Genomic DNA, 19,583 nt, shown 5'->3' with positions numbered 1-19,583 from the left:
GCCTCGATCAGTTCCTGCCAGACCTGATCGGCCTTGGTCTTCGCCACACTCTCGGAATCGGTGTGCAGGCTGATCAGGATCATCTCGCGCTGCTCAACGTCGCGGTAACGACGCGGGACGCGGCGGCGCAGGTGGAATGTCTGGTTGCGTCTGAGGATGCTCATGGCGCCTTTGTGACGATCTTCACACCGTTCCGCAAGCGCATTATGCTGCAAATTGTGCGCCAATATGTGCATCAAATTGGGCGGAAGCCCCTAAGCAACAAGGCGAAAGCCCCGAAATTATCGAAGGAAAACAAGATGTTAGGTGAAATGAAGGTGGCGGACAGTGAGGGATTCGAACCCTCGAGACGGTTCCCCGCCTACACACTTTCCAGGCGTGCGCCTTCGACCACTCGGCCAACTGTCCGTTACGGACGTCATATGCGTGGCTGTTCGGCTTTGCAAGTTGTCTGGCGCATGGGGTGGGCGAAATAGTTTTCGGCGCGGGTGGAGGCTTGCGGCAGGTGCAAGGGTGGCTGCGGGATCGGGCGATCAACATGTTACTGTTTCAAATTGACATGTTGAAGCATCAGTTCTAGCGTCTCGACATGCTGGACAAGAATTCCCCCTTCGCCATCTCGACGCGCCCGCGGCGTGAAGAAAGCCTCTCGTCTCTGGCGCTGACGTTGCTCGGTGACGCTATCGTGGCGGGGGATCCTGCCCCCGGTGCCCTGGTCTCGGAGGTGGAACTGAACCAGCGTTTCGCGGTTGGGCTTGCGGCGACTCGCAGCGCGCTGGCGCGGTTTGCGGCAACCGGCTGGGTCGCGGCAGAGGGGCGCAAGGGGTGGCGCGTTCTGCCCATGTCGGCCGAGCATCTGGCCGACTTGCGCGCTGCACGCGATTGCCTGGAACCGGCGCTGGCCGGGCAACTCCCTCCGGCGCCTCTCAGGGCCGAGTTGACGCAGCGGGCAGACATCCATCAGGGCAGCCTAGTCAATCTGACGCCGGCGGCGTTGTTTCATCAGGAACGCGAAATCCTGGCCCTGTGCGCTCGGACAATGGCCGCCCCGCGTTTGCGTGCCTGGTTGGCCGATACCTGGGATCTGTCGATGCGGGCCGATCGGTTTCTTGACCTCCGCTTCGGGATCGACCGTCCGCCGTTGCCGGTGGTCGATCTGGCCCGGTCGCTTGCGCAGGGCGATGCGCGGGGGGCCGCGACACTCCTGCACGATATGCGTCGTGATTTCGCAGATCGTTGCGCCCGTGCCCTGAGCCGCAGCGAGGTGCAGATCGCCCCCGTATCTGCGCGACAGGCCGCGCCAAGACCGGCCGATGGCCGGGCCGCTGCCGCCGACCCTTCAAAACAACAAAGACCCCCCCAACAAGGAGACCAGACGTGAGACGCATTCATCGCACCATGCTAGCGGCGGCACTTGCCGCGTCCTCCGCGCTGACCGCCCCGGCCGTCTGGGCCGATGCCAACCGCCTGACCATTGATCTGGTGAACGAACCCAGCTCGCTTGATCCGCATCTGCAATGGAACCCGGACAGCTATTACGTCTACCGCAACATCTTCGACAATCTGCTGACGCGGGATGATGACGGGAATATCGTGCCGCAGATCGCAACCGAATGGATCCAGCTTTCGCCCACGGAAATCGTGTTCACCATCCGGGACGACGTGAAATTCCACGACGGGTCCGCGCTGACGCCCGAAGATGTGGTGTTTTCGGTGCAGCGGATCACCGACAAGGACTTCGGGTCGCCGCAGTTGTCGCAGTTCGCAACGATCACCAGCGCCGAAGTGCTGGATGGCAACAAGGTCAAGCTGACAACCCGCGCGCCTTATCCGGCACTGATGGGGCAGTTGGTCAAACTGTCGATCGTGCCCAAGGCCGTAGTGGAAGCTGTGGGAAAAGAGGCGTTCAATCAGGCGCCGGTCGGGTCGGGCCCTTACAAGTTTGATGGCTGGGATCGCGGCGTCGAAGTGCGGCTGGCGGTGAACGAGGATTACTGGGGCCAGAAGGGCAGCTTCCCCGCTGCCGTGTTCCGTGCGGTGCCCGATGCCTCGACCCGCGTGGCGAACCTGGTGTCGGGCGCCTCGGATCTGGTGGTGACGATGGATCCGGATCTGGCCATGCAGCTTGATGCGGCCGATGGTGTCGGCCCGCGGTCGGCGTTGACCGAACGGGTGGCCTATCTGGCAGTGAACGGTGCCAAGCCGGGGCTGGACGATTTGCGACTGCGTCAGGCGATGGCCCATGCGATTGACCGCGAGTTGATCGTCGAGGGCTTGCTGGGCGGCTATGACCAGCCGGTCGGCCAGTTGCTGACCCCTGCCCATGTCGGCTGGGTCGAAGGGTTCGAAGGCGTTGCCTATGACCCAGACAAGGCCCGCGCGCTGATTGCCGAGGTCGGCGAGCCCGCCAAGCGCACGCTGTCCTTTGCCACCTCGCCGGTGTTTGATCAGCGGATCGTTCAGGCCCTGCAACAGATGCTGACAGATGTTGGCCTGAACGTAGAGATCGAGCTGACCGACATGGCCACCTATCTGAAGAAGGTGCAGAGCGATCCGGCCCAAAGCCCCGACATGTCGTTCGGCCGCTGGTCCTGCGCCTGTCAGGATGCCGATGGCGTGGTCTATCCGCTGTTGCATTCGTCCAGCAGTTGGTCGCGGGTGCGCAACACGGAACTGGATGCGGTGCTGGAGTCCGCCCGTGGCGAGCTGGATCCGGCCAAGCGGCTGGAGGATTACCGCAAGGTGCAGGAGTGGATTCGCGACAATGTCTCGCAGGTGCCGCTCTATCAGGCCGCGATCATCTATGGCGCAAGCGACAACCTGCAATGGCAGCCCACACCGAATGAAAGCCTGTTCATCAACCGTATGAGCTGGTCCGACTGACCGGCCCGCGCGCGCCCCTGACCGGGCGCGCGCCCCTTTGACCGGAGCCCATGGCATGAGCGCGTTCCTGATCCGCCGTCTGTTGCAGGCCGCGGTCTCCTTGCTGGGCGTTACGGCCCTGATCTTTTTCCTGCAACGGCTCACCGGCGACCCGGTGCTGTTGATGGTGCCCGAGGGGGCCACGCAAGAGGCTGTTGACGCCCTGCGCAGGCAGTTGGGGTTTGACCGGCCGGTAATGGCGCAGTTCACCGACTACATGGCCGGGCTGATGCGGTTGGATTTCGGCCAGTCCATCGTGCAGAACGTGCCGGTGGTGGATATCGTTGCCTCGCGGCTGCCCTATACGATCCGGCTCGCGGCAGCTTCGCTTGTGCTGGCGCTGGGAATGGGGGTGCCGCTGGGCGTGTTCATGGCGGTGCGGCGCGACCATCCGCTGTCGCGCGTCGGCATGGGGTTCGTGCTGGCGGGGCAAAGCCTGCCGACATTCTGGAGCGGGATCCTGTTGATCCTGGTCTTTGCCGTGTGGCTGGGCTGGCTGCCGTCATCGGGCGCGCGTCAGGTGTCCAGCGTGATCCTGCCGGCGATCTGCCTGTCGCTGCTGTCGATGGCCACCTTTGCCCGCGTGGCGCGGACGGCGGTGCTGGACGAGCTGTCCAAGCCCTATGTGCGGGCGGCCCGCGCCAAGGGCCTGCCGATGGCGCGTGTGGTCATCCGTCATGTGCTGCGCAACGGGGCGATTCCGGTGATTTCGATTGCGGCGCTGGAAATCGCCAACCTGCTGTCGGGCGCGGTGATCGTGGAAACGGTGTTTGCCTGGCCGGGTCTGGGGCAGTTGACCATGCAATCCATCGCGGCGCGCGACTTTCCCATCGTGCAGGCGGTGGTGCTGCTGGGGGCCTTTGTGTCGATCTTTCTGAACCTGGCGGCCGATCTGCTGTACAGCGCCGTCGATCCGCGCATCCGGCTGGAGGGCGGGAAATGACCGCAACTCTGAAACGCTGGTTGCCCCCACGGCTGTGGCTGTTCTTTGGCATTGTCGTGGTGCTGGTGGTGGCCGCCGTTCTGGCGCCCTGGATCGCGCCGCGCGATCCGAATGTGCAGAACCTGCTGGGCCGGTTGAAGGCGCCGGGGACCGAGGCGCGCGGCGTCACCTATCTGCTTGGCTCGGACGAGCTGGGGCGGGATCTGCTGTCGCGGCTGATCCATGGGGCGCGGGTGTCGCTGATGGTGGCGGCGCTGTCGGTGATTGTCTCGGGCATCTTTGGTACGGCATTGGGGATGATCGCGGGTTGGTATCGCGGCGTTGTCGGCATGATCATCATGCGGGTGGTGGATATCGTGCTGTCGGTGCCCGCGATCCTGCTGGCGATCATCACCGTGGCGATCATGGGGCCGGGACTGGTGAATGTGGTGGCCGTTCTGGCCTTTACCCGCTGGCCGCGCTACGCCCGTGTGGCCTATGGCCAGACCCTGGGCCTGTTGAACCTGCCTTATGTGCGACTGTCGCGGTTCATGGGGGCCTCGACGGCGCGGGTGCTGATCCGGCATATCCTGCCCAATATCATCGGTCCGATCATGGTGGTCGTCACGCTGGAATTCGGCCTGATGGTGCTGTTTGAGGCGGGGTTGTCCTTTCTGGGGCTGGGGGTACAGCCGCCAACCCCAAGCTGGGGCGCCATCCTGTCGGCGGGCCGTAGCTACGTGACCACGGCCTGGTGGATCGCGGTATTCCCCGGTGTCTTTCTGTTTCTTCTGATCCTGTCGGTCAACGTGCTGGGCGATCATGTCCGCGACGTGGTCGAAGGGCGCCGCTAACCTGTTGAAAGGGCCAAAGCCATGACCAAACCCAATCCGCTGCCCGGATCCGACTTTACCGGCAAGAAGGTTATCGTGACCGGCGCCGCCGGTGTCTTTGGCCGCTGGATCTGCGAGGCGTTCGACGCCGCCGGGGCCACGCTGCTGCTGTCCGACCGGGACGAGGCGGCGACGGCCGAACTGGCCACCACCTTGTCGCGCCCGGCGCTGACCCATCGGACCGAGTTGACGGATGCTGGCAGCATCGACGATCTGGTTGCAACGGTGGGCCGCGAATGGGGGGCGGCGGATATTCTGGTCAACAACGCTGCTGTCTATCCCAGCGGGTTCCTGCTGGATGTGGATGCGGCGGAATGGGACCGGATCTTTGACATCAACCTGCGCGCACCTTTCCTGCTGACACGCGGGATCGCCACGCAGATGGTCCGCCAGCAGGTCAGGGGCAATATCGTGATGATCTCGTCCGGCGCCTCGCGCAAGATGCGCACGACCGCCGCGCCCTATTCCATCTCGAAATCCGCGCTGGACCGGCTGACCAAGGGCTTTGCGGTCGAACTGGCCGAATACGGCATCCGCTGTAATGCGGTGGAGCCCGGCTTTGCCGCAGGTAGCAAGGCCAGCCCGCTGTCCGAGGCGCATGTCAAGGCGACCACGGCGGCGATCCCGCTGGGCCGCGCCTCGCGCTATGAGGATGCGACAGCCTCCATCCTGTTCCTCGCCTCCGATCTGGCCAGTTATGTCACCGGCGCCACGCTGTCGGTGGACGGCGGCAATTCGGCCGGCACCATCCTTGTGCATCAGGACAAGAAAAAGGCGCTGTGATGGACCGGCCTGCGTATACTTGGCCCGAGGGCAAACGGTCCGCGCTGTGTTTCAGCGTGGATGTCGATGCCGAGGCGCCCTGGCTGTGGCAGCACCGCGCCGGGCTGCCGCCGACGCTGGGCCAGTTGGAACAGCGCCGCTTTGGCCCGCGTGAAGGACTGTGGCGCATTCTGGACATGCTGGACCGGGTGGGAATTCGCGGCAGCTTCTACGTGCCATCGGTCGTGGCGGAACTGCACCCCGAGATCCTGCCCGCGCTGGTCGGGCGGGGGCACGAGGTGGGCCTGCATGGTCATCTGCACGAGCTGGTGGCCGAGTGCCCGCAAGAGATGTTCGAGGCCGCGCTCGACCGCGCGCTGGAGGTGTTCCACGCCCAGGTCGGGTTGCGCCCGGTCGGGTTTCGCTCGCCAGCATGGGAAATGACACCGGGGATGCTGGCGGCATTGATGGTGCGGGGGATCGGCTATGACAGCTCGCTGATGGGTTGGGATCATCCCTATGACATCGACGGCATGACCGAGATTCCGGTGCAGTGGCAGATCGACGATGCGATCTATTTCAAGTTCTTTGGTGGCGGCGCCGACAAATGGCCCCCCGTGCCTGCTGCGCAGGTGGGGCAGGGCTGGCTGGATGAATTCGAGGCGGGCCGCCACCATGGCCAGTTGTTCATGGTGACGGTGCATCCCTGGATTTCTGGCCGCGCGCAGCGGGTCGCCATGCTGGAGCGTCTGTTGTCACATATCGCGGCGCAGGCGGATGTCTGGGCCGCCACCGCTGCTCAGATTGCCGACTGGCACCGCGCCACCAATTCCGGGCGTTTTGTCGCCCATTCCGGGCTCGAAGATCTGGCTGCCCATCTGCCGAAAGGACCGATTGCATGACCTCTACCTGGACTCCCGGCAAGGTCATGGCGCAGGGCGCGGGTGGCATGGTTGCCGCGCAGCACAAGGTCGCGGCACAGGCGGGGGCCGCCGTGCTGGCGCGTGGCGGCAATGCGATGGACGCGGCTGTCACCACGGCGCTGGTGTTGTCGGTGGTCGAGCCCTGGCTCAGCGGCATTGGCGGCGGTGGTTTTCTGATCTGGCGCGATGGCGCGACGGGGCAGGCGCGGTCGCTGGATTTTGCGATGCGGGCGCCGCTGGGGCTGAATCCGCAAGATTATCCGCTGGTGCCCGGCAAGGATGGCGACTGGTTCGACTGGCCTCAGGTCGAAGGTCAGCGCAATCTGATCGGCGTGCATTCCATCTGTGTGCCCGGCGCCATCGCCGGCTTGTCAGAGGCGTTGGCGACCCATGGCACGATCAGTTGGGCCGAGGCGCTGGACCCCGCGATTGCAGAGGCTGACAAGGGCCTGATGGTGGATTGGTTCACCAATCTGTGCCTGTCGATTGACGCGCCCAACCTGCTGACCGATCCGGTGTCTGCGGCGATGCTGCTGCGCGATGGCCGCGCGCCCGCCGTTGGCGGGACGGGGGCCGAGGTGCGCCTGCCGCTGGGCGCCAAGCCTGCAACGCTGCGCCGCTTGGCGCTGGCGGGGGCGGCAGATTTCTATACCGGCCAGATCGCGCGCGATCTGATCGCTGACATGGCCGACCTGGGCGGTCGCATGACGCTGGAAGATCTGGCCGTCTATCGGCCAAGCTGGGGGGTGCCGCTGGAACTCGACTGGGCGGGCGCGCGGATCCTGGCCATGCCGGGCCTGTCGGGAGGGCCTGCGCTGCTGGATGCGCTGGGGCGGATCGGGGCAAACGACCGTGCCGATGCGCGCCATCACGCCCAGGTGGCCGATGCGATCCGGGCGGCCTATGCCACGCGCCTCAATACTGCGGGCCATGCCGCCTCGCGGGCGGGCATCGACCCCGGCTGCACCACGCATGTCAGCGTGATCGACCGGCACGGCAATGCAGTATCGCTGACCAATACGCTGTTGTCGCGCTTTGGCTCCAAGGTGACGGGAGCGCGCACCGGCATGTTGCTGAACAACGGTATGATGTGGTTCGATCCGCGCCCCGGCCAGCCCAATTCGATGGCGCCCGGCGCCCAGCCGCTGGCCAACATGTGCCCGGTGGTGGCCGAACTGTCGCAGGGCGGGACGCTGGCCATCGGGGCGGCGGGCGGGCGGCAGATCATGCCCGCGCTGGTGCAACTGCTGGCCTATCGTCTGCTGCATCGGATGGATCTGGGCCAGGCGCTGTCGCATCCGCGGCTGGATGCTTCGGGGCCGCGGATCGTGCTGGACCGCCGCCTGCCCGATGGCACTGCCGGGCTGATCGGTCGTGCGCATGATGTCGAACTGGTGGATGACCTGCTGTATCCGGTGCAGTTCGCCATACCCAGCGCGGTGGAACGCCGCCCCGATGGTACGCTGCACGGCATGGTGCATCCCAATCACCCCTGGTCTGCCGCCGTTCCCGCCGAGGAGGCCACACCATGACCACCCCGCCCGTCCTGTCGGTGCAGGATCTGCGCGTTGAGATCGCCGGACAGCCGGTGGTCGATGGCGTGACATTCGACATTGCGGCGGGCGAGACGCTGGCCGTGGTCGGTGAATCCGGCTGCGGCAAAAGCATGGCCTCGCTGGGCATCATCCGCTTGCTGCCTGATGTCGCGCGCCAGACCACCGGGCAGGTGATGCTGGAAGGCGCGCGGATCGACACGCTGCCGGAACGCCGGATGAACGGATTGCGCGGGGCGCGGATCGGCATGATCTTTCAGGAGCCCGTCGCCTCGTTGGATCCGTTGATGCCCGTCGGCAAACAGATCGCCGAGGCGCTGGCGCTGGACGGTGCGGTTCCCACAGCCGAGGTGCAGCCCCGGATGCTGGAGATGCTGGAGCGTGTGGGCATTGACCGGCCCGAGTTGCGGGCGCGGCAGTATCCGTTCGAACTTTCGGGCGGCATGTGCCAGCGGATCATGATTGCCATGACGATGATCCGCCGCCCCGTTCTGCTGATCGCCGATGAACCGACCACGGCACTGGACGTGACGATCCAGAAGCAGATTCTGGACCTGATGGCCAAGATGCGGCACGACACCGGGGCGGCGGTGATGCTGATCACCCATGACATGGGCGTGGTGGCCGAAAGCGCCGACCGTGTGGCGGTGATGTATGCCGGGCGCGTGGTGGAAACCGGGCCGGTGGCGCAGGTGTTCGCCCGGCCGCGCCACCCCTATACCACTATGCTCCTGCGCACGATCCCCCGGCTGGATGGCACGCGCAAGGTGCCGCTGCCTGCCATTCCCGGCGCTGTGCCCGATATTCGGAGCTGGCCAAAGGGGTGCCGGTTCAACACTCGCTGCCCGCTGGCCACCGAGCAGTGCCGCAGCGCGGTGCCTCTGCTGGAACCTTCGGGCAGTCCCGGCCATGCCAGCGCCTGCTGGAACCGCGACCGGATCGAGACGGAGCTTGCGCCATGACCACCCCCATTGTTTCTGTCCGTGACCTGAAGGTGCATTTCCCGATCCGGGGCGGCGTGCTGGGGCGTGTGACCGACCACGTTCGCGCGGTGGATGGTGTCAGCTTTGACCTTTACCCCGGTCGCACGGTGGCCATCGTGGGTGAATCCGGCAGCGGAAAATCCACCACCGGCTATGCGGTGATGGGAATGGAAACGCCGACCGCCGGTCAGGTGCTGATTGACGGCAAGGACCGCGCTACCATGACCGCCGCCGAGGCGCGGGCCGTGACGCGGCGGTTGCAGATCGTGTTCCAGGATCCGGCCTCGGCGCTGAATCCGCGCATGAGGGTGCGCGATTGCATTGCCGAACCGCTGGAAATCCACCGCATCGGCACCGCTGCCAGCCGCGCGGCGCGCGTGCAGGAACTGCTGGATCTGGTGGGCCTGCCTGCCTCGGCGCTTGACCGGCTGCCGCGCGAATTTTCCGGCGGCCAGAAACAGCGTATCGTCATAGCCCGTGCATTGGCGCTGAACCCCGAAGTCATCGTCTGTGACGAGGCGGTCTCGGCGCTGGATGTCTCGATCCAGTCGCAGATCCTGAACCTGCTGCTGGCATTGCAGGCGCGGCTGGGCTTGGCCTATCTGTTCATCAGCCATGATCTGTCGGTCGTCCGCCATATCTCTGACGAGATCGTCGTCATGCACCGGGGCCGTGTCGTCGAGGCGGGGCCTACAGACCAGTTGTTCGCAGCCACCCGCGACCCCTACACACAGCGCCTGCTGGCAGCAGTCCCGCGCCCCGAGGTGCGCCGCTGAACGTTTGCGTGGCTCAGCCTGTCGGAAAGCGGTCGATGCGGAACGGGTCGAGTGGCACCAGGCCCCGCCCGGTGGCCATCATCTCGGCCATCACATCGCCGACGCCCGGCCCGAGCTGGAAGCCGTGGCCGCAAAAGCCAAAGGCGTGGAACAGCCCCGGCGTGGTGGCAGAGGCACCCATCACCGGCAGGTCATCGGCGACATATCCTTCGCAGCCCGACCAGGTGCGGATCACCGCGACCCCGGCCAGCGCCGGGAACAGCGGGATCAGGCTGGCAAGCTGTGCGGGCAGACCGGCAAGGTCATACTGCGCGTGGCCGGTCTCCAGATCCACATCGGTGCGTGCCACACCGCCGCCAAAGACGATGTTGCCGCGTTCCACCTGCCGCAGATAGCCGCCGTGCCCGGTTTCGGCCCAGACCCCGACCACGGGCAGGATGCGGTGGGGCAGGGGTTCGGTGACACCCATCTGTGGACCATGCGGCCGGATCGGCACCCTTTCGCCAAACCGTTCCGCAAGGCGTCCACCCCACGCACCGGCCGCGTTCAGCACCTGCGCCGCGGTGAAACTGCCGCGGGCGGTCTGCACCCGGAAGCCGGCATCGGTGACGGCGATGTCCAGCACCTCGGCCCCCTCGACCACATTTGCGCCCAGCCGGGCAGCGGCAGTCGCAAAGGCGGGCGAGATCAGCCGCGGGTTGCCGCTGCCGTCATGGGGGGAGAACGAGGCACCAATGGCGCCGGGCCCAAGGCCGGGAAAGCGGCGGTGCACCTGCGCCGCGTCCAGTTCCTCGATGTCCAGCCCCCAGGGCTGGGCCGCTTGGCGAAAGCGGCGCATGTCGGCCAGGCCCTTGTCGCCAAAGATCAGCCGGAGATGGCCGGTCGCGCGAAACTCGACGTCGCGGCCCAGCAGCGCCTCGGCTTCGGCCCACAGCGCGCGCGAATGATGCGCCAGCGGCATCTGCGGCAGGAACCGTCCCGTGCGCCGGATGTTGCCGAACGAGGCGACGGTCGCCCCGGTTCCGATGCGGTTGCGTTCCAGCAGGGTGACGCGCACCCCCCGGCGGGCCAGGAAAAAGGCGCTGGCGCTGCCCATCAGCCCGCCGCCGATCACGATTGCGCTCATCCTGCCCTCGCCGGTTCGTTTCTCGCCGCCAGCCTGATCGCGGGCGCGGCCAGAGGCAAGGACTGGATCGCAGCCCGGCCATAAGGTGCACCTATGCCGCTGGCGCCGGTTGCCGCTGCCGGATGCTTCGGGTGGGACCAGCGACGAGGCGCGCGACGGGCCCGGTCGGCGCCTGCATAAGCAATGCTTATGTCGGGGCGCCGTTTGTGACTTGGACCCCTCCGGTCCTGACATGCCAGCGTCGGGGCGGAGTTTCGAAAGGGCATGGAATGGACGGCGCGATGACCCCTACGGCCAGAGTCACGGCAGAGGCCGACTGGAAGATCGGTGTCGATATCGGCGGAACCTTCATGGATTTCTGCGCGCTGGAGACCCGGACAGGGCGGGTTGCGTCGCTCAAGGTTTTGACCACGCCGGACGATCCCGGTGCCGAACTGCTGACCGGCCTTTCCCTGCTGATCGAACGCGAAGGGCTGGATCCCGCGCAGGTCAGCCGGTTTGTCCATGGCACGACGGTGGGGATCAATACGATCATCCAGCGGCGGGGTGTGGATCTGGCGCTGATCACCAACGCGGGGTTCGAGGATGTGATCGAACTGGCCCGCCTGCGGATGCCCGAAGTCTATTCGCTGTTCTGCGCCCGGCCGGAGCAACTGATCCCGCGCGACCGGGTGTTCGGGATGCCGGCCCGCCTGCGGGCGGATGGCCGGGAGACGGTGGCACCCGACATGGCCGCGCTGGCCGGTGCCGTTGCCAGCGCACGGGCGCGCGGGGCGCAGGGCATCATCGTGTCCCTGCTTCATGCCTGGCGCGATGGGTCGCAAGAGGCTGCGGTAAAGGAGGAAATCGCGCGGATCGCGCCTGACATGTTCGTCTTTACCTCTTCCGAGGTCTGGCCGGTGATCCGCGAGTACGAGCGGACGACAACGGCAATCCTGAACGGATATGTTCACCCCAGGGTGGCGGGGTATCTGACGGCGCTGGAGCACAGGCTGGCGGGGCAGGGCGTTCCTGCGCGGCCGATGCTGACCAAATCCAACGGCGGGTTGATGAATGCCGCCGAAGGCAAGCGGTCCTGCGTCAACATGTTGTTGTCGGGCACGGCATCGGGGGTGATCGGTGCCGCCTGGCTGGCGCGTCAGGCTGGCGAGACACGGGTGCTGACGCTGGATATCGGCGGCACCTCGGCTGATTTCGCGTTGATCATCGACGGAGAGCCGCAGTTCGGCACGGGTGAGCTGATCGGGGAGTTTCCGCTGTTTATCCCTTCGGTCTCGGTCAGTTCCATCGGGATCGGCGGCGGGTCCATCGCGCAGGTGGACGAGCGCGGTGTGCTGCGCGTCGGGCCGGACTCGGCAGGATCGACGCCGGGGCCCGCTTGCTATGGTCGGGGCGGCACGCAGGCGACCGTGACGGATGCGATGGTTGTCTGTGGCTGGCTGGGGCACAGTCAGATGGCCTATGGCCAGTTGCAGATGGACAGGGCGCTGGCCGAACGCGCGGTGGGCGAATTGGCCCGGCGCTTGGCCCGGCCCCTGCAAGAGACCGCGCAAGCCATTCTGGACATTGCGATTTCAGAGATGTTCGTCGAGGTGGAAAAGCTTGCTTCGCGCGCTGGCGTTGACCTGCGGGAGTTCACCCTGATGCCGTTTGGTGGCGGCGGGCCAATGCTGGGGGCCTTTTTGGCGCAGGAAATGGGGATGCGCCGCGTGATGGCGCCGCGTCGCCCCGGTGTGGTGTCGGCGCTTGGCGGTTTGGTTGCCGATCTGCGCGGCGATTTCATCCGTACGATCTTTGCCCCGCTGGACAGTGCCACCGCCCCCCTGTTGCGCGCCGCGATGGACGGGCTGATGGACGAGGGCCGGGGCTGGCTGGCCGCGCAGGGCCATCGCGGCGGCGCCGATCTGCGCCTGTCGGCCGATATGCGCTATGCCGGGCAAAGCTACGAGATCGAGGTGCCCTTGCAGCCCGGCTGGATTGCCGAGGGGAACCTGTCGGGCATGGCCGCCGCGTTTCACGACATGCACGACCGGCTGTATGATTTTCACGACGCGGCAGGGGAGATCGAGTTGGTGAACCTGCGCCTGTCCGCTATCGGGGCGGGTCCGGCCCTGCGGTTTCCCGAGGCCGAGGAGGTGGCGGTGCAGGCAAGGCCCCGGCGCGATGTGCCGGTGCATACCGGGGGCCGCGTGCAACCCATCGGGCTGTATCGCCGCCGCGATCTGGGGCCGGGTGCGGTATTCTCCGGCCCCGCCGTCGTGGCGCAGGATGACACCACCCTGGCCATTCCGGCCGGGGCGCGGGCGCATGTCGACCGGCATCTGAACCTGTATCTGACCTTTGGGGAGTGAGCCGATGTTCGACCGGATGAACCTTCAGGTGCTGGCCAACCATGCGCGGGCCGCCGCCGAGAACATGGGCTACACCCTGCAACGCACCGCCCATTCCGCGTTTGTCAAGGAGACCGAGGACTTTACGGTCATGCTGCTGAACCGGCGGGGCGAAACTTTTGCCGTGCCGATGGATCTGGGCGCCACCTGGTATGCCGGCCTGACCTTTGGCCGCGCCATCGACCAGATTGCCGACTACAAACCCGGCGATGTGGCCTTTACCAACGATGCCTATTCCAGCTTTGTGGCGACCCACACGCCCGATACCGTGCTGTGGAAGCCGGTGTTCCATGAGGGCGAGCTTATCGCCTTTACCGGCGGGCATATCCATAACACCGATATGGGGGGTGCGGTGCCTGCCTCGCTGTCGCGGGCGTTGACGGAAATCCATCAGGAAGGCATCCGCTTTCCACCCATGAAGATCATGAACGAAGGGGTCTATGACGACCAGATCCTGCGCATCATGTCCACCAACGTGCGCAAGCCCGATCTGAACATGGGCGATATCAAGGCGATGGTCGGGGCCCTGACCACCGGAGAGCGCAAGATCCTGGCCATGGTGGAAAAGTTCGGCAAGGCGGCGTTCCTGGCAGGCGTGGACCAGTTGCTGGACCATGCCGAGGCGCAGGCGCGCGACGTGCTGCGCGCGATTCCCGATGGCACATGGGACTTCACCGATTACGCCGACGAGGATTCGGTCGAGGCCAATCCCTGTCGGTTGAAGCTGAAGCTGACCATCGCCGGCGATAGTGCGGTGCTGGATTTTACCGGGTCGGATCCGCAGCTTGGGTCATCGTTGAACGTGCCGACGGGGGGCGATCCGCGGCATTCGGTGTTGCTGGTGGCGATCTACTACATTCTCTATACGCTCAACCCCCGGATCCTGCTGAACACCGGCCTGACGCGGCCCTTTACCTGCATCGCGCCGCAGGGATCGGTGCTGAATCCGGTCAGTCCGGCGGCCGTGGGGATGCGGTCATTGACCTGCGCCCGGCTGCGTTCGGTGATCTTTGGCGGCTTTGTGCAGGCGCTGCCCGACCGGCTGCCTGCGGCCCCTGCGGGCAACAATTGCATCGTCAATGTGATGACGACCGATGCGCGGGGGCGCAGCATCATTGCGGCGGTGAACCCGGTGGTCGGCGGCGGTGGCGGAATGCCACACCGCGATGGCACCAACGGGTCGGGTGCCGATGCGGCCTATCTCAAGAACACCCCCATCGAGATCACCGAGACCGAGACGCCGGTCGAATTCGTGAAATATGCGCTGGCGCAGGACACCGGGGGGGCGGGCCGCTGGCGTGGCGGGCTGGCGACGGAAATGGCGTTTCGCGTCTTTGCCCCCGACAGCCGGATCACCGCGCGCAACCGCGACCGTTCGTTCTTTCGTCCCTGGGGCGCGCTAGGCGGGCGGGCGGCGGGGCTGTCCGACATGTGGCTGAACCCCGGCACCGACCGGGCCCGGCGGCTGGGCAATGTGGATACGGCGGTGCTGCAACCCGGCGATGTGCTTGAAGTGCGCTCGGCCGGGGGCGGCGGGCGCGGCGATCCGCTTCAGCGCGAGCTGTGGCGCGTGGCGCAGGACGTGGCGCGTGGCTATGTCTCTGTCCCGGCCGCGGCGCGCGACTATGGCGTGGTGATCGTGGATGGCGTGGTGGACGAGGCGGCAACGGCGGCGCTGCGCGCCACGATGCCCCCCGCGACACAGCCCTTTCACTACGGCCCCGAGCGCGAGGGCTATGAGACGCAATGGACACCCGCCGCCTATGATCTGCTGACCGAAATTCTGGGCGGCCTGCCGATCCACTGGCGTTTCTTTGCCAAGACGGAGATATTCCGCCGCATGGCCGGGCGTTCTGGGGCCAAGGGCGTGGAACTGGCTTTTGCCGAAGTGCGCGCGCGCTTTCCCGATATGCCCGCCCCGTCCGGGTTCCTGCAAGAGGCTGCCGAATGATCACACCGCTTCCGACCAAGGGCCGCATTCATCGCCTTGCCGAGACGGGCCGCGCCTCTGTGGCGTTCACGCTGGATGGCGTGGCCCAGGTCGGCATGGCGGGCGATACCGTGCTGACCGCCGTGCTGACGGTTGCCCCCGTCCTGCGCTGGTCGGAATTCGGGGCCGAAGTGCGCGCAGGTTTTTGTCTGATGGGCGCCTGCCAGGATTGCTGGATCTGGCAAGAGGATGGCGCCCGCCTGCGCGGCTGTTCCACCCCGATTGCCGAAGGAATGCGCCTGCTGACACATCCACCAGAGAGCTGGCCATGACCGATCCGCGCATCCTGATCGTCGGGGCGGGGCCTGCGGGCATTCGGGCAGCCGAAACGCTGGTGGCAGCCGGGCTGCGGCCGGTCGTGGTGGATGAAGGTGCGCGGGCCGGGGGCCAGATCTACCGCCGCCCGCCCGAAGGCTTTACCCGCCCGCCCGAGGTGCTTTACGGGCCCGAGGCCCCCAAGGCCCGCGCGCTGCATGGGGTGTTCGACAGGCTGGTGGCCGAAGGGCGGGTGGAACATCTGCCGCAAAGCGCGGTCCTGGGATTTTCAACCGCCGGGGCGCATGTGACGGGGCCGCAGGGCAGCCGGGTGATCGCCCATGATCAGTTGATCCTTGCAACCGGCGCCACCGACCGGCTTGCCCCGGTGCCCGGCTGGCAGGCCCCCGGCGTCTACAGCCTGGGCGCCACGCAGATCGCGCTCAAGGCCCAGGGGGTGGCATTGGGCCAGCGCGTCGTCCTGATGGGTTCGGGGCCGCTGCTGACGCTGGTGGCCTATCAGATGCTCGGGGCCGGGGCTGTGGTCGAGGCGGTGCTCGACACCGCCCCGCTGTCGGCGCAGATCGCGGCCCTGCCTGCCATGTTCGCGCGCCCTGCCCTTGCGCTGCGCGGGCTGTCGATGCGCGCACGGCTGGGGCGGCGCTATCATGCGGGCGTGACATTGCACGAGATCGAGACCGATGTACGAGGGCCGGTCGCGGTGCGTTGGTCCAGTGCCTCTGGCCGGGGAAAGCGCAGCCTGTGCGATACGGTGGGCATGGGGTGGCATCTGCGGGCGGAAACCCAGTTGGCTGGCTTGGCCGGGGCAGAGTTCGACCATAGCGAAATCTGGGCCCAATGGCTGCCGCGCACCGACCGGCTGGGCCGGTTGCGGCCGGGGGTGTATCTGGCGGGCGATGGCCTGCGCATTCTGGGGGCCGACGGGGCAGAAGTGGCGGGTCGTCTGGCCGCCGCCGCCTGTCTGGCGGATATGGGCCGCCCCGCGCCCGAGATCGCCGCCGATCTGGCCCGGCTCGCCCGGCTGGAACGCTTTGCCCAGGGTCTGGCGCGCGCCTTTCCCTGGCCCGCGGCCATGGTCCGCAGTTTGCCAGATACCGCTGTGGTCTGCCGCTGCGAAGGTGTCACGGCGGGCACGCTGCGCGCCACGGTGGACCATGGCGGGGCCGATGCGAACCGGGTGAAGTCGCTGGGACGTATCGGCATGGGGCGCTGCCAGGGCCGGTTCTGCCAGTTGGCGGCGGCGGAACTGATCGCGGCCCATGCCGGCACGGATCCCGCACAGGTGGGGCGCCTGCGCGATCAGGCGCCTGTGCGGCCCGTATTGGCGGGTGCCTTGGCGCGGTCCGGGGGGTCAGGCTGACACGGCGGGCCTGTCAGGCCCGGCGCATCGCCGGCCCCACCGTTGCGCAGGCCATGCGGAGGTAGTCGCGCATCATCGCGGTTCCGCCGGTCAACGGGCGGCTCTTGTGCGTCAGAAACGCGATGGGCACCGTGATCCGGGGCCGAAGCGGTCGGCAGACGATGCCGGGAAATTCCGACCACGGCAGCAATCCGTCCACCACCGCCACCCCCAACCCACTGCGGACAAAGGGAAGCGCGGTCATCGACACGTCGATTTCGATCCCCGGCGCAAAGTCCAGATCCTCTGCCTCGGCGGCGCTGGCCAACAGGCGGGCAGGCAGTGTATCGGCCCGGTAGGAGATCAGCGTATCCTGCGCCAGATCGGCAAAGCCGATCACCTCGTGCGTTGCCAGTGCATGGCCGTCGGGCATCACGCAGACCAGTTCCACCTGCCCCACGGTTTCCACCTCGATATCATGGTGCGGCATGTTGTTCATGACGATCCCCATCGAGATCTCGCCCGTGCGCAGCATGTCCACCACGTTCAGCATGGGTGCGATCAGCGACCTTACGACGATGTCGGGATGCGCTTCGCGGAAGGACATCAACGCCTTGGGAACGATGGCCATGGCCGGCGGGGCAGAGGCCCCCAACCGGACCAGCCCGGTGCGCCCGAACCGCATGTCCTGTGTGCGCCGCCGCAATGCGCCCAGTTCGGAGAAGATCCGCTCTGCCTCGGGGTACAGTTCTTCCGCTTCCTGCGTGGCGACCAGACGGCCGCGCACCCGGTTGAACAGCTTGAAGCCAAGTTGATCCTCGGCATGAAGCAGAATCTGGCTGAGGGCAGGCTGCGAGATATTGAGCATCGCCGCTGCCCCTGTCACGGTGCCGCTGCGCATCAGCATACAGAACACCTCGAGTTGTCGCGCGCGCATCACGTGCTCCTGTCAATGGCGCCACGACGCAAGGGCCGGGGCGATTGAATTGGGCCTCCTTTCGGGGGCGTTGACAAGGGCGGCGGGACGATCGCCGCCCGGAACCCGGATCAGAGGATCACACCAATGATGCAATCCGCGCTTACCCCCGTTGCCGCCAATGGCGCGCAAATCCCGCCCGTCGGCCTGGGCACCTGGCAACTGGCCGGAGATGTCCTTGCGGCCTCGGTTCAGGCGGCGGTTGCGGCAGGGTATCGCCATTTCGACACCGCGCCGCGCTACGAGAACGAAGCGGAGGTGGGCGCGGCGCTGCGGGCCAGCGGACTGGCGCGTGACAGCTATTTTCTGACCACCAAGGTTTGGCACACCGATCTGACGGCCGACGCCTTTCGCCGTTCCGCCGTTCCGCCGAGCGCAGTGTGCAAGTGCTGGGCGTCGGGCCGGTCGATCTGTTGCTGATCCACTGGCCCAATCCGGCGGTGCCGCTGGCGGAAACCATCGGCGCGCTGTGCCAGGCCAGGCGTGACGGGCTGGCGCGGCATATCGGCGTGTCCAACTTTTCGGCAAGCCGCCTGGCGGATGCCGTGGCATTGGCGGATGAGCCGCTGGTGGCCAACCAGTGTGAATATCATCCCCGGCTGGACCAGTCGGCGCTGATTGCGGCCTGCCGTCGCCACGGGGTGGCCTTTGTCGGCTATGCACCCATCGGCAGCGGCAACCTGCTGGATGATCCGCTGTTGGCGACCATCGCGGCACGCCATGACAGGACGCCTGCGCAGATCGTGCTGCGCTGGCATGTCCAGCAAGGTACGGTGGCCATTCCCCGGTCGTCCAACCCCGCGCGGGTGGCGCAGAACATCGACCTTGCCGGTTTCACCTTGACCGATGCCGACATGGCCGCGATTTCTGGCCTCGCCCGGCCTGACGGGCGGCAGTTCAGCCCGGCATGGGTCGAAAGCTGGGACTGACCGCCCCGCGATCACAGGCCGCCCGGCGCGGCCTGTGGTCCTACGTGGCTCAAAGCCCGACAAGTCCCGCAAGACCGCGCGTGTCGGGAATCTCGGCATAGCCATAGAACGGGTTCGCAGGCTCATGGCCACGGTTGACCCAGGCCTTGGATGTGATGCCCAGATCATAGGCCGTCATCAGATCATACCGGAACGACGAGGACACGTGCAGAATATCCTCGGGGCCACAGCCCAGCGTATCCAGCATGTATTCGAATCCGCGATAGCGCGGCTTGTAGGATTGGGCATCCTCGGCCGTCAGCACCTTGTGGAACGGAACCCCCAGCAGCGCGACATTGTGGTGGATCTGTTCATTAGCGGCATTGGACAGGATCACCAGCGGGATCTTGTCGGCGATCCGCGACAGGCCCTCGGTTACATCGGGGTGCGGGCCCCAGGATGGCACCATCGCATAGATCCGTTCGCCATCGGCGCGATCATAGGGGATGCGGTGTTTCTTGCACGACCGCTCGACCGCATTGCAGACCACCTCGCGGAAGGGCTTCCACGGCCCGAGGACTTCGTCGATCCGGTAGCCGCGAAAGCTCTCGATGAAGGCGGTCATCTGGTCGGGCGACAGGCGGTCGCCATAGACGATGCGGGCGCCGCCGGCCATGTCGAAGTTGGTCAGCGTGCCGTAGCAGTCAAAGGTGATGTATTTCGGGCTGAACTGGGCCATGGGTATCCTCGTGGGGCTGTCATGGGCAGCCTAGCGCAGCCGTGCCGCGCAGGTTTGGGCCAATCGAAGGGTTCCGCACAATATCGTTCCGAAATGCAGGCAGGA

At 66.3% G+C, this 19,583-nt stretch carries 19 protein-coding genes and 1 tRNA gene; 15 read left to right on the top strand and 5 right to left on the bottom strand.

The features are described from left to right. Positions 1-164: DUF6538 domain-containing protein (locus BW970_RS21300; protein ID WP_327078236.1), on the bottom strand; the 164-nt coding region annotated here is incomplete at its 3' end. Positions 165-318: 154 nt separating this feature from the next. Continuing rightward, positions 319-408, bottom strand: a tRNA-Ser gene (locus BW970_RS10640). 181 nt (positions 409-589) lie between these two features. Here BW970_RS10640 and BW970_RS10635 point away from each other — a divergent pair. From BW970_RS10635 to BW970_RS10595, 9 genes are read left to right on the top strand one after another with little or no spacing between them, the layout of a single operon-like run. Continuing rightward, positions 590-1,381, top strand: a complete 792-nt coding sequence (locus BW970_RS10635) for a GntR family transcriptional regulator (RefSeq protein ID WP_076531016.1) — start codon at positions 590-592, stop codon at positions 1,379-1,381. Beyond that, positions 1,378-2,883 carry an ABC transporter substrate-binding protein gene (locus BW970_RS10630; protein WP_200799286.1) on the top strand — a complete coding sequence of 502 codons (1,506 nt, stop codon included), beginning with the start codon at positions 1,378-1,380 and terminating at the stop codon, positions 2,881-2,883. The genes BW970_RS10635 and BW970_RS10630 overlap by 4 nt, the downstream gene beginning before the upstream one ends. A gap of 55 nt (positions 2,884-2,938) precedes the next feature. After that, positions 2,939-3,865 (top strand): ABC transporter permease, encoded by a 927-nt coding sequence (locus tag BW970_RS10625; protein ID WP_076531013.1) that lies wholly within the window; start codon positions 2,939-2,941, stop codon positions 3,863-3,865. Next, a complete protein-coding gene (locus tag BW970_RS10620; RefSeq protein WP_076531011.1) occupies positions 3,862-4,698 on the top strand; it encodes an ABC transporter permease in 837 nt (278 codons plus the stop codon). Before BW970_RS10625 ends, BW970_RS10620 begins: the two co-directional genes overlap by 4 nt. A 21-nt stretch (positions 4,699-4,719) precedes the next feature. Further along, positions 4,720-5,520 (top strand): SDR family NAD(P)-dependent oxidoreductase, encoded by an 801-nt coding sequence (locus tag BW970_RS10615; RefSeq protein WP_076531009.1) that lies wholly within the window; start codon positions 4,720-4,722, stop codon positions 5,518-5,520. Next, the gene (locus tag BW970_RS10610; RefSeq protein WP_076531008.1) at positions 5,520-6,401 is read left to right on the top strand and encodes a polysaccharide deacetylase family protein; all 882 of its coding nucleotides are present in this window, start codon (positions 5,520-5,522) and stop codon (positions 6,399-6,401) included. The genes BW970_RS10615 and BW970_RS10610 overlap by 1 nt, the downstream gene beginning before the upstream one ends. Then, a complete protein-coding gene (locus tag BW970_RS10605) occupies positions 6,398-7,954 on the top strand; it encodes a gamma-glutamyltransferase family protein (RefSeq protein WP_076531005.1) in 1,557 nt (518 codons plus the stop codon). Before BW970_RS10610 ends, BW970_RS10605 begins: the two co-directional genes overlap by 4 nt. Continuing rightward, the gene (locus tag BW970_RS10600; RefSeq protein WP_076531003.1) at positions 7,951-8,937 is read left to right on the top strand and encodes an ABC transporter ATP-binding protein; all 987 of its coding nucleotides are present in this window, start codon (positions 7,951-7,953) and stop codon (positions 8,935-8,937) included. Before BW970_RS10605 ends, BW970_RS10600 begins: the two co-directional genes overlap by 4 nt. Further along, positions 8,934-9,734: an ABC transporter ATP-binding protein gene (locus BW970_RS10595; RefSeq protein WP_076531000.1), complete on the top strand. Its 801-nt coding sequence runs from the start codon at positions 8,934-8,936 to the stop codon at positions 9,732-9,734. Before BW970_RS10600 ends, BW970_RS10595 begins: the two co-directional genes overlap by 4 nt. Before the next feature lie 13 nt (positions 9,735-9,747). Here the strand turns inward: BW970_RS10595 and BW970_RS10590 are convergent, their stop codons facing one another. Next, positions 9,748-10,860 (bottom strand): NAD(P)/FAD-dependent oxidoreductase, encoded by a 1,113-nt coding sequence (locus BW970_RS10590; protein WP_076530997.1) that lies wholly within the window; start codon positions 10,858-10,860, stop codon positions 9,748-9,750. A 281-nt stretch (positions 10,861-11,141) separates the two neighbouring features. On the opposite strand from BW970_RS10590, the gene BW970_RS10585 reads away from it, so the two are divergent. Genes BW970_RS10585 through BW970_RS10570 form a run of 4 tightly spaced genes read left to right on the top strand, consistent with a single transcriptional unit; the run spans position 11,142 to position 16,876 of the window. After that, the gene (locus BW970_RS10585; RefSeq protein ID WP_144038926.1) at positions 11,142-13,211 is read left to right on the top strand and encodes a hydantoinase/oxoprolinase family protein; all 2,070 of its coding nucleotides are present in this window, start codon (positions 11,142-11,144) and stop codon (positions 13,209-13,211) included. A 4-nt stretch (positions 13,212-13,215) separates the two neighbouring features. Then, positions 13,216-15,201, top strand: a complete 1,986-nt coding sequence (locus BW970_RS10580; protein ID WP_076530993.1) for a hydantoinase B/oxoprolinase family protein — start codon at positions 13,216-13,218, stop codon at positions 15,199-15,201. Further along, positions 15,198-15,512: a (2Fe-2S)-binding protein gene (locus tag BW970_RS10575; RefSeq protein ID WP_076530991.1), complete on the top strand. Its 315-nt coding sequence runs from the start codon at positions 15,198-15,200 to the stop codon at positions 15,510-15,512. The genes BW970_RS10580 and BW970_RS10575 overlap by 4 nt, the downstream gene beginning before the upstream one ends. Beyond that, positions 15,509-16,876, top strand: coding sequence for an FAD/NAD(P)-dependent oxidoreductase (locus tag BW970_RS10570; protein ID WP_076530988.1), 1,368 nt, complete (start codon positions 15,509-15,511; stop codon positions 16,874-16,876). The genes BW970_RS10575 and BW970_RS10570 overlap by 4 nt, the downstream gene beginning before the upstream one ends. 13 nt (positions 16,877-16,889) lie before the next feature. Here the strand turns inward: BW970_RS10570 and BW970_RS10565 are convergent, their stop codons facing one another. Further along, a complete protein-coding gene (locus BW970_RS10565) occupies positions 16,890-17,792 on the bottom strand; it encodes a LysR family transcriptional regulator (protein ID WP_076530985.1) in 903 nt (300 codons plus the stop codon). Positions 17,793-17,918: 126 nt separating this feature from the next. Here BW970_RS10565 and BW970_RS20925 point away from each other — a divergent pair, with 126 nt between their 5' ends. Continuing rightward, a complete protein-coding gene (locus tag BW970_RS20925) occupies positions 17,919-18,251 on the top strand; it encodes an aldo/keto reductase (RefSeq protein ID WP_200799285.1) in 333 nt (110 codons plus the stop codon). After that, complete coding sequence (locus BW970_RS10560) at positions 18,212-18,760, top strand: aldo/keto reductase (RefSeq protein WP_200799284.1); 549 nt, start codon at positions 18,212-18,214, stop codon at positions 18,758-18,760. The genes BW970_RS20925 and BW970_RS10560 overlap by 40 nt, the downstream gene beginning before the upstream one ends. 49 nt (positions 18,761-18,809) lie before the next feature. On the opposite strand, the gene BW970_RS10555 is transcribed toward BW970_RS10560, so the two are convergent. Next, positions 18,810-19,478 (bottom strand): haloacid dehalogenase type II, encoded by a 669-nt coding sequence (locus tag BW970_RS10555; protein WP_076530982.1) that lies wholly within the window; start codon positions 19,476-19,478, stop codon positions 18,810-18,812. Between the last annotated feature and the right edge of the window lie 105 nt (positions 19,479-19,583).

Source organism: Gemmobacter megaterium (genome assembly GCF_900156815.1).
GTDB classification, from domain to species: Bacteria; Pseudomonadota; Alphaproteobacteria; order Rhodobacterales; family Rhodobacteraceae; genus Wagnerdoeblera; species Wagnerdoeblera megaterium.
The sequence above is the reverse complement of the archived record's forward strand: the minus strand, read 5'-3'. Positions and strand labels throughout refer to the sequence as shown.

Excerpts from the sequence above, each read along its gene's own strand:
- BW970_RS10635 (WP_076531016.1), top strand. The coding sequence starts at position 590 with ATGCTGGACAAGAATTCCCCCTTCGCCATCTCGACGCGCCCGCGGCGT.
- BW970_RS10625 (WP_076531013.1), top strand. The coding sequence starts at position 2,939 with ATGAGCGCGTTCCTGATCCGCCGTCTGTTGCAGGCCGCGGTCTCCTTG.
- BW970_RS10620 (WP_076531011.1), top strand. The coding sequence starts at position 3,862 with ATGACCGCAACTCTGAAACGCTGGTTGCCCCCACGGCTGTGGCTGTTC.
- BW970_RS10615 (WP_076531009.1), top strand. The coding sequence starts at position 4,720 with ATGACCAAACCCAATCCGCTGCCCGGATCCGACTTTACCGGCAAGAAG.
- BW970_RS10610 (WP_076531008.1), top strand. The coding sequence starts at position 5,520 with ATGGACCGGCCTGCGTATACTTGGCCCGAGGGCAAACGGTCCGCGCTG.
- BW970_RS10605 (WP_076531005.1), top strand. The coding sequence starts at position 6,398 with ATGACCTCTACCTGGACTCCCGGCAAGGTCATGGCGCAGGGCGCGGGT.
- BW970_RS10600 (WP_076531003.1), top strand. The coding sequence starts at position 7,951 with ATGACCACCCCGCCCGTCCTGTCGGTGCAGGATCTGCGCGTTGAGATC.
- BW970_RS10595 (WP_076531000.1), top strand. The coding sequence starts at position 8,934 with ATGACCACCCCCATTGTTTCTGTCCGTGACCTGAAGGTGCATTTCCCG.
- BW970_RS10590 (WP_076530997.1), bottom strand. The coding sequence starts at position 10,860 with ATGAGCGCAATCGTGATCGGCGGCGGGCTGATGGGCAGCGCCAGCGCC.
- BW970_RS10585 (WP_144038926.1), top strand. The coding sequence starts at position 11,142 with ATGACCCCTACGGCCAGAGTCACGGCAGAGGCCGACTGGAAGATCGGT.
- BW970_RS10580 (WP_076530993.1), top strand. The coding sequence starts at position 13,216 with ATGTTCGACCGGATGAACCTTCAGGTGCTGGCCAACCATGCGCGGGCC.
- BW970_RS10575 (WP_076530991.1), top strand. The coding sequence starts at position 15,198 with ATGATCACACCGCTTCCGACCAAGGGCCGCATTCATCGCCTTGCCGAG.
- BW970_RS10570 (WP_076530988.1), top strand. The coding sequence starts at position 15,509 with ATGACCGATCCGCGCATCCTGATCGTCGGGGCGGGGCCTGCGGGCATT.
- BW970_RS10565 (WP_076530985.1), bottom strand. The coding sequence starts at position 17,792 with ATGCGCGCGCGACAACTCGAGGTGTTCTGTATGCTGATGCGCAGCGGC.
- BW970_RS20925 (WP_200799285.1), top strand. The coding sequence starts at position 17,919 with ATGATGCAATCCGCGCTTACCCCCGTTGCCGCCAATGGCGCGCAAATC.
- BW970_RS10555 (WP_076530982.1), bottom strand. The coding sequence starts at position 19,478 with ATGGCCCAGTTCAGCCCGAAATACATCACCTTTGACTGCTACGGCACG.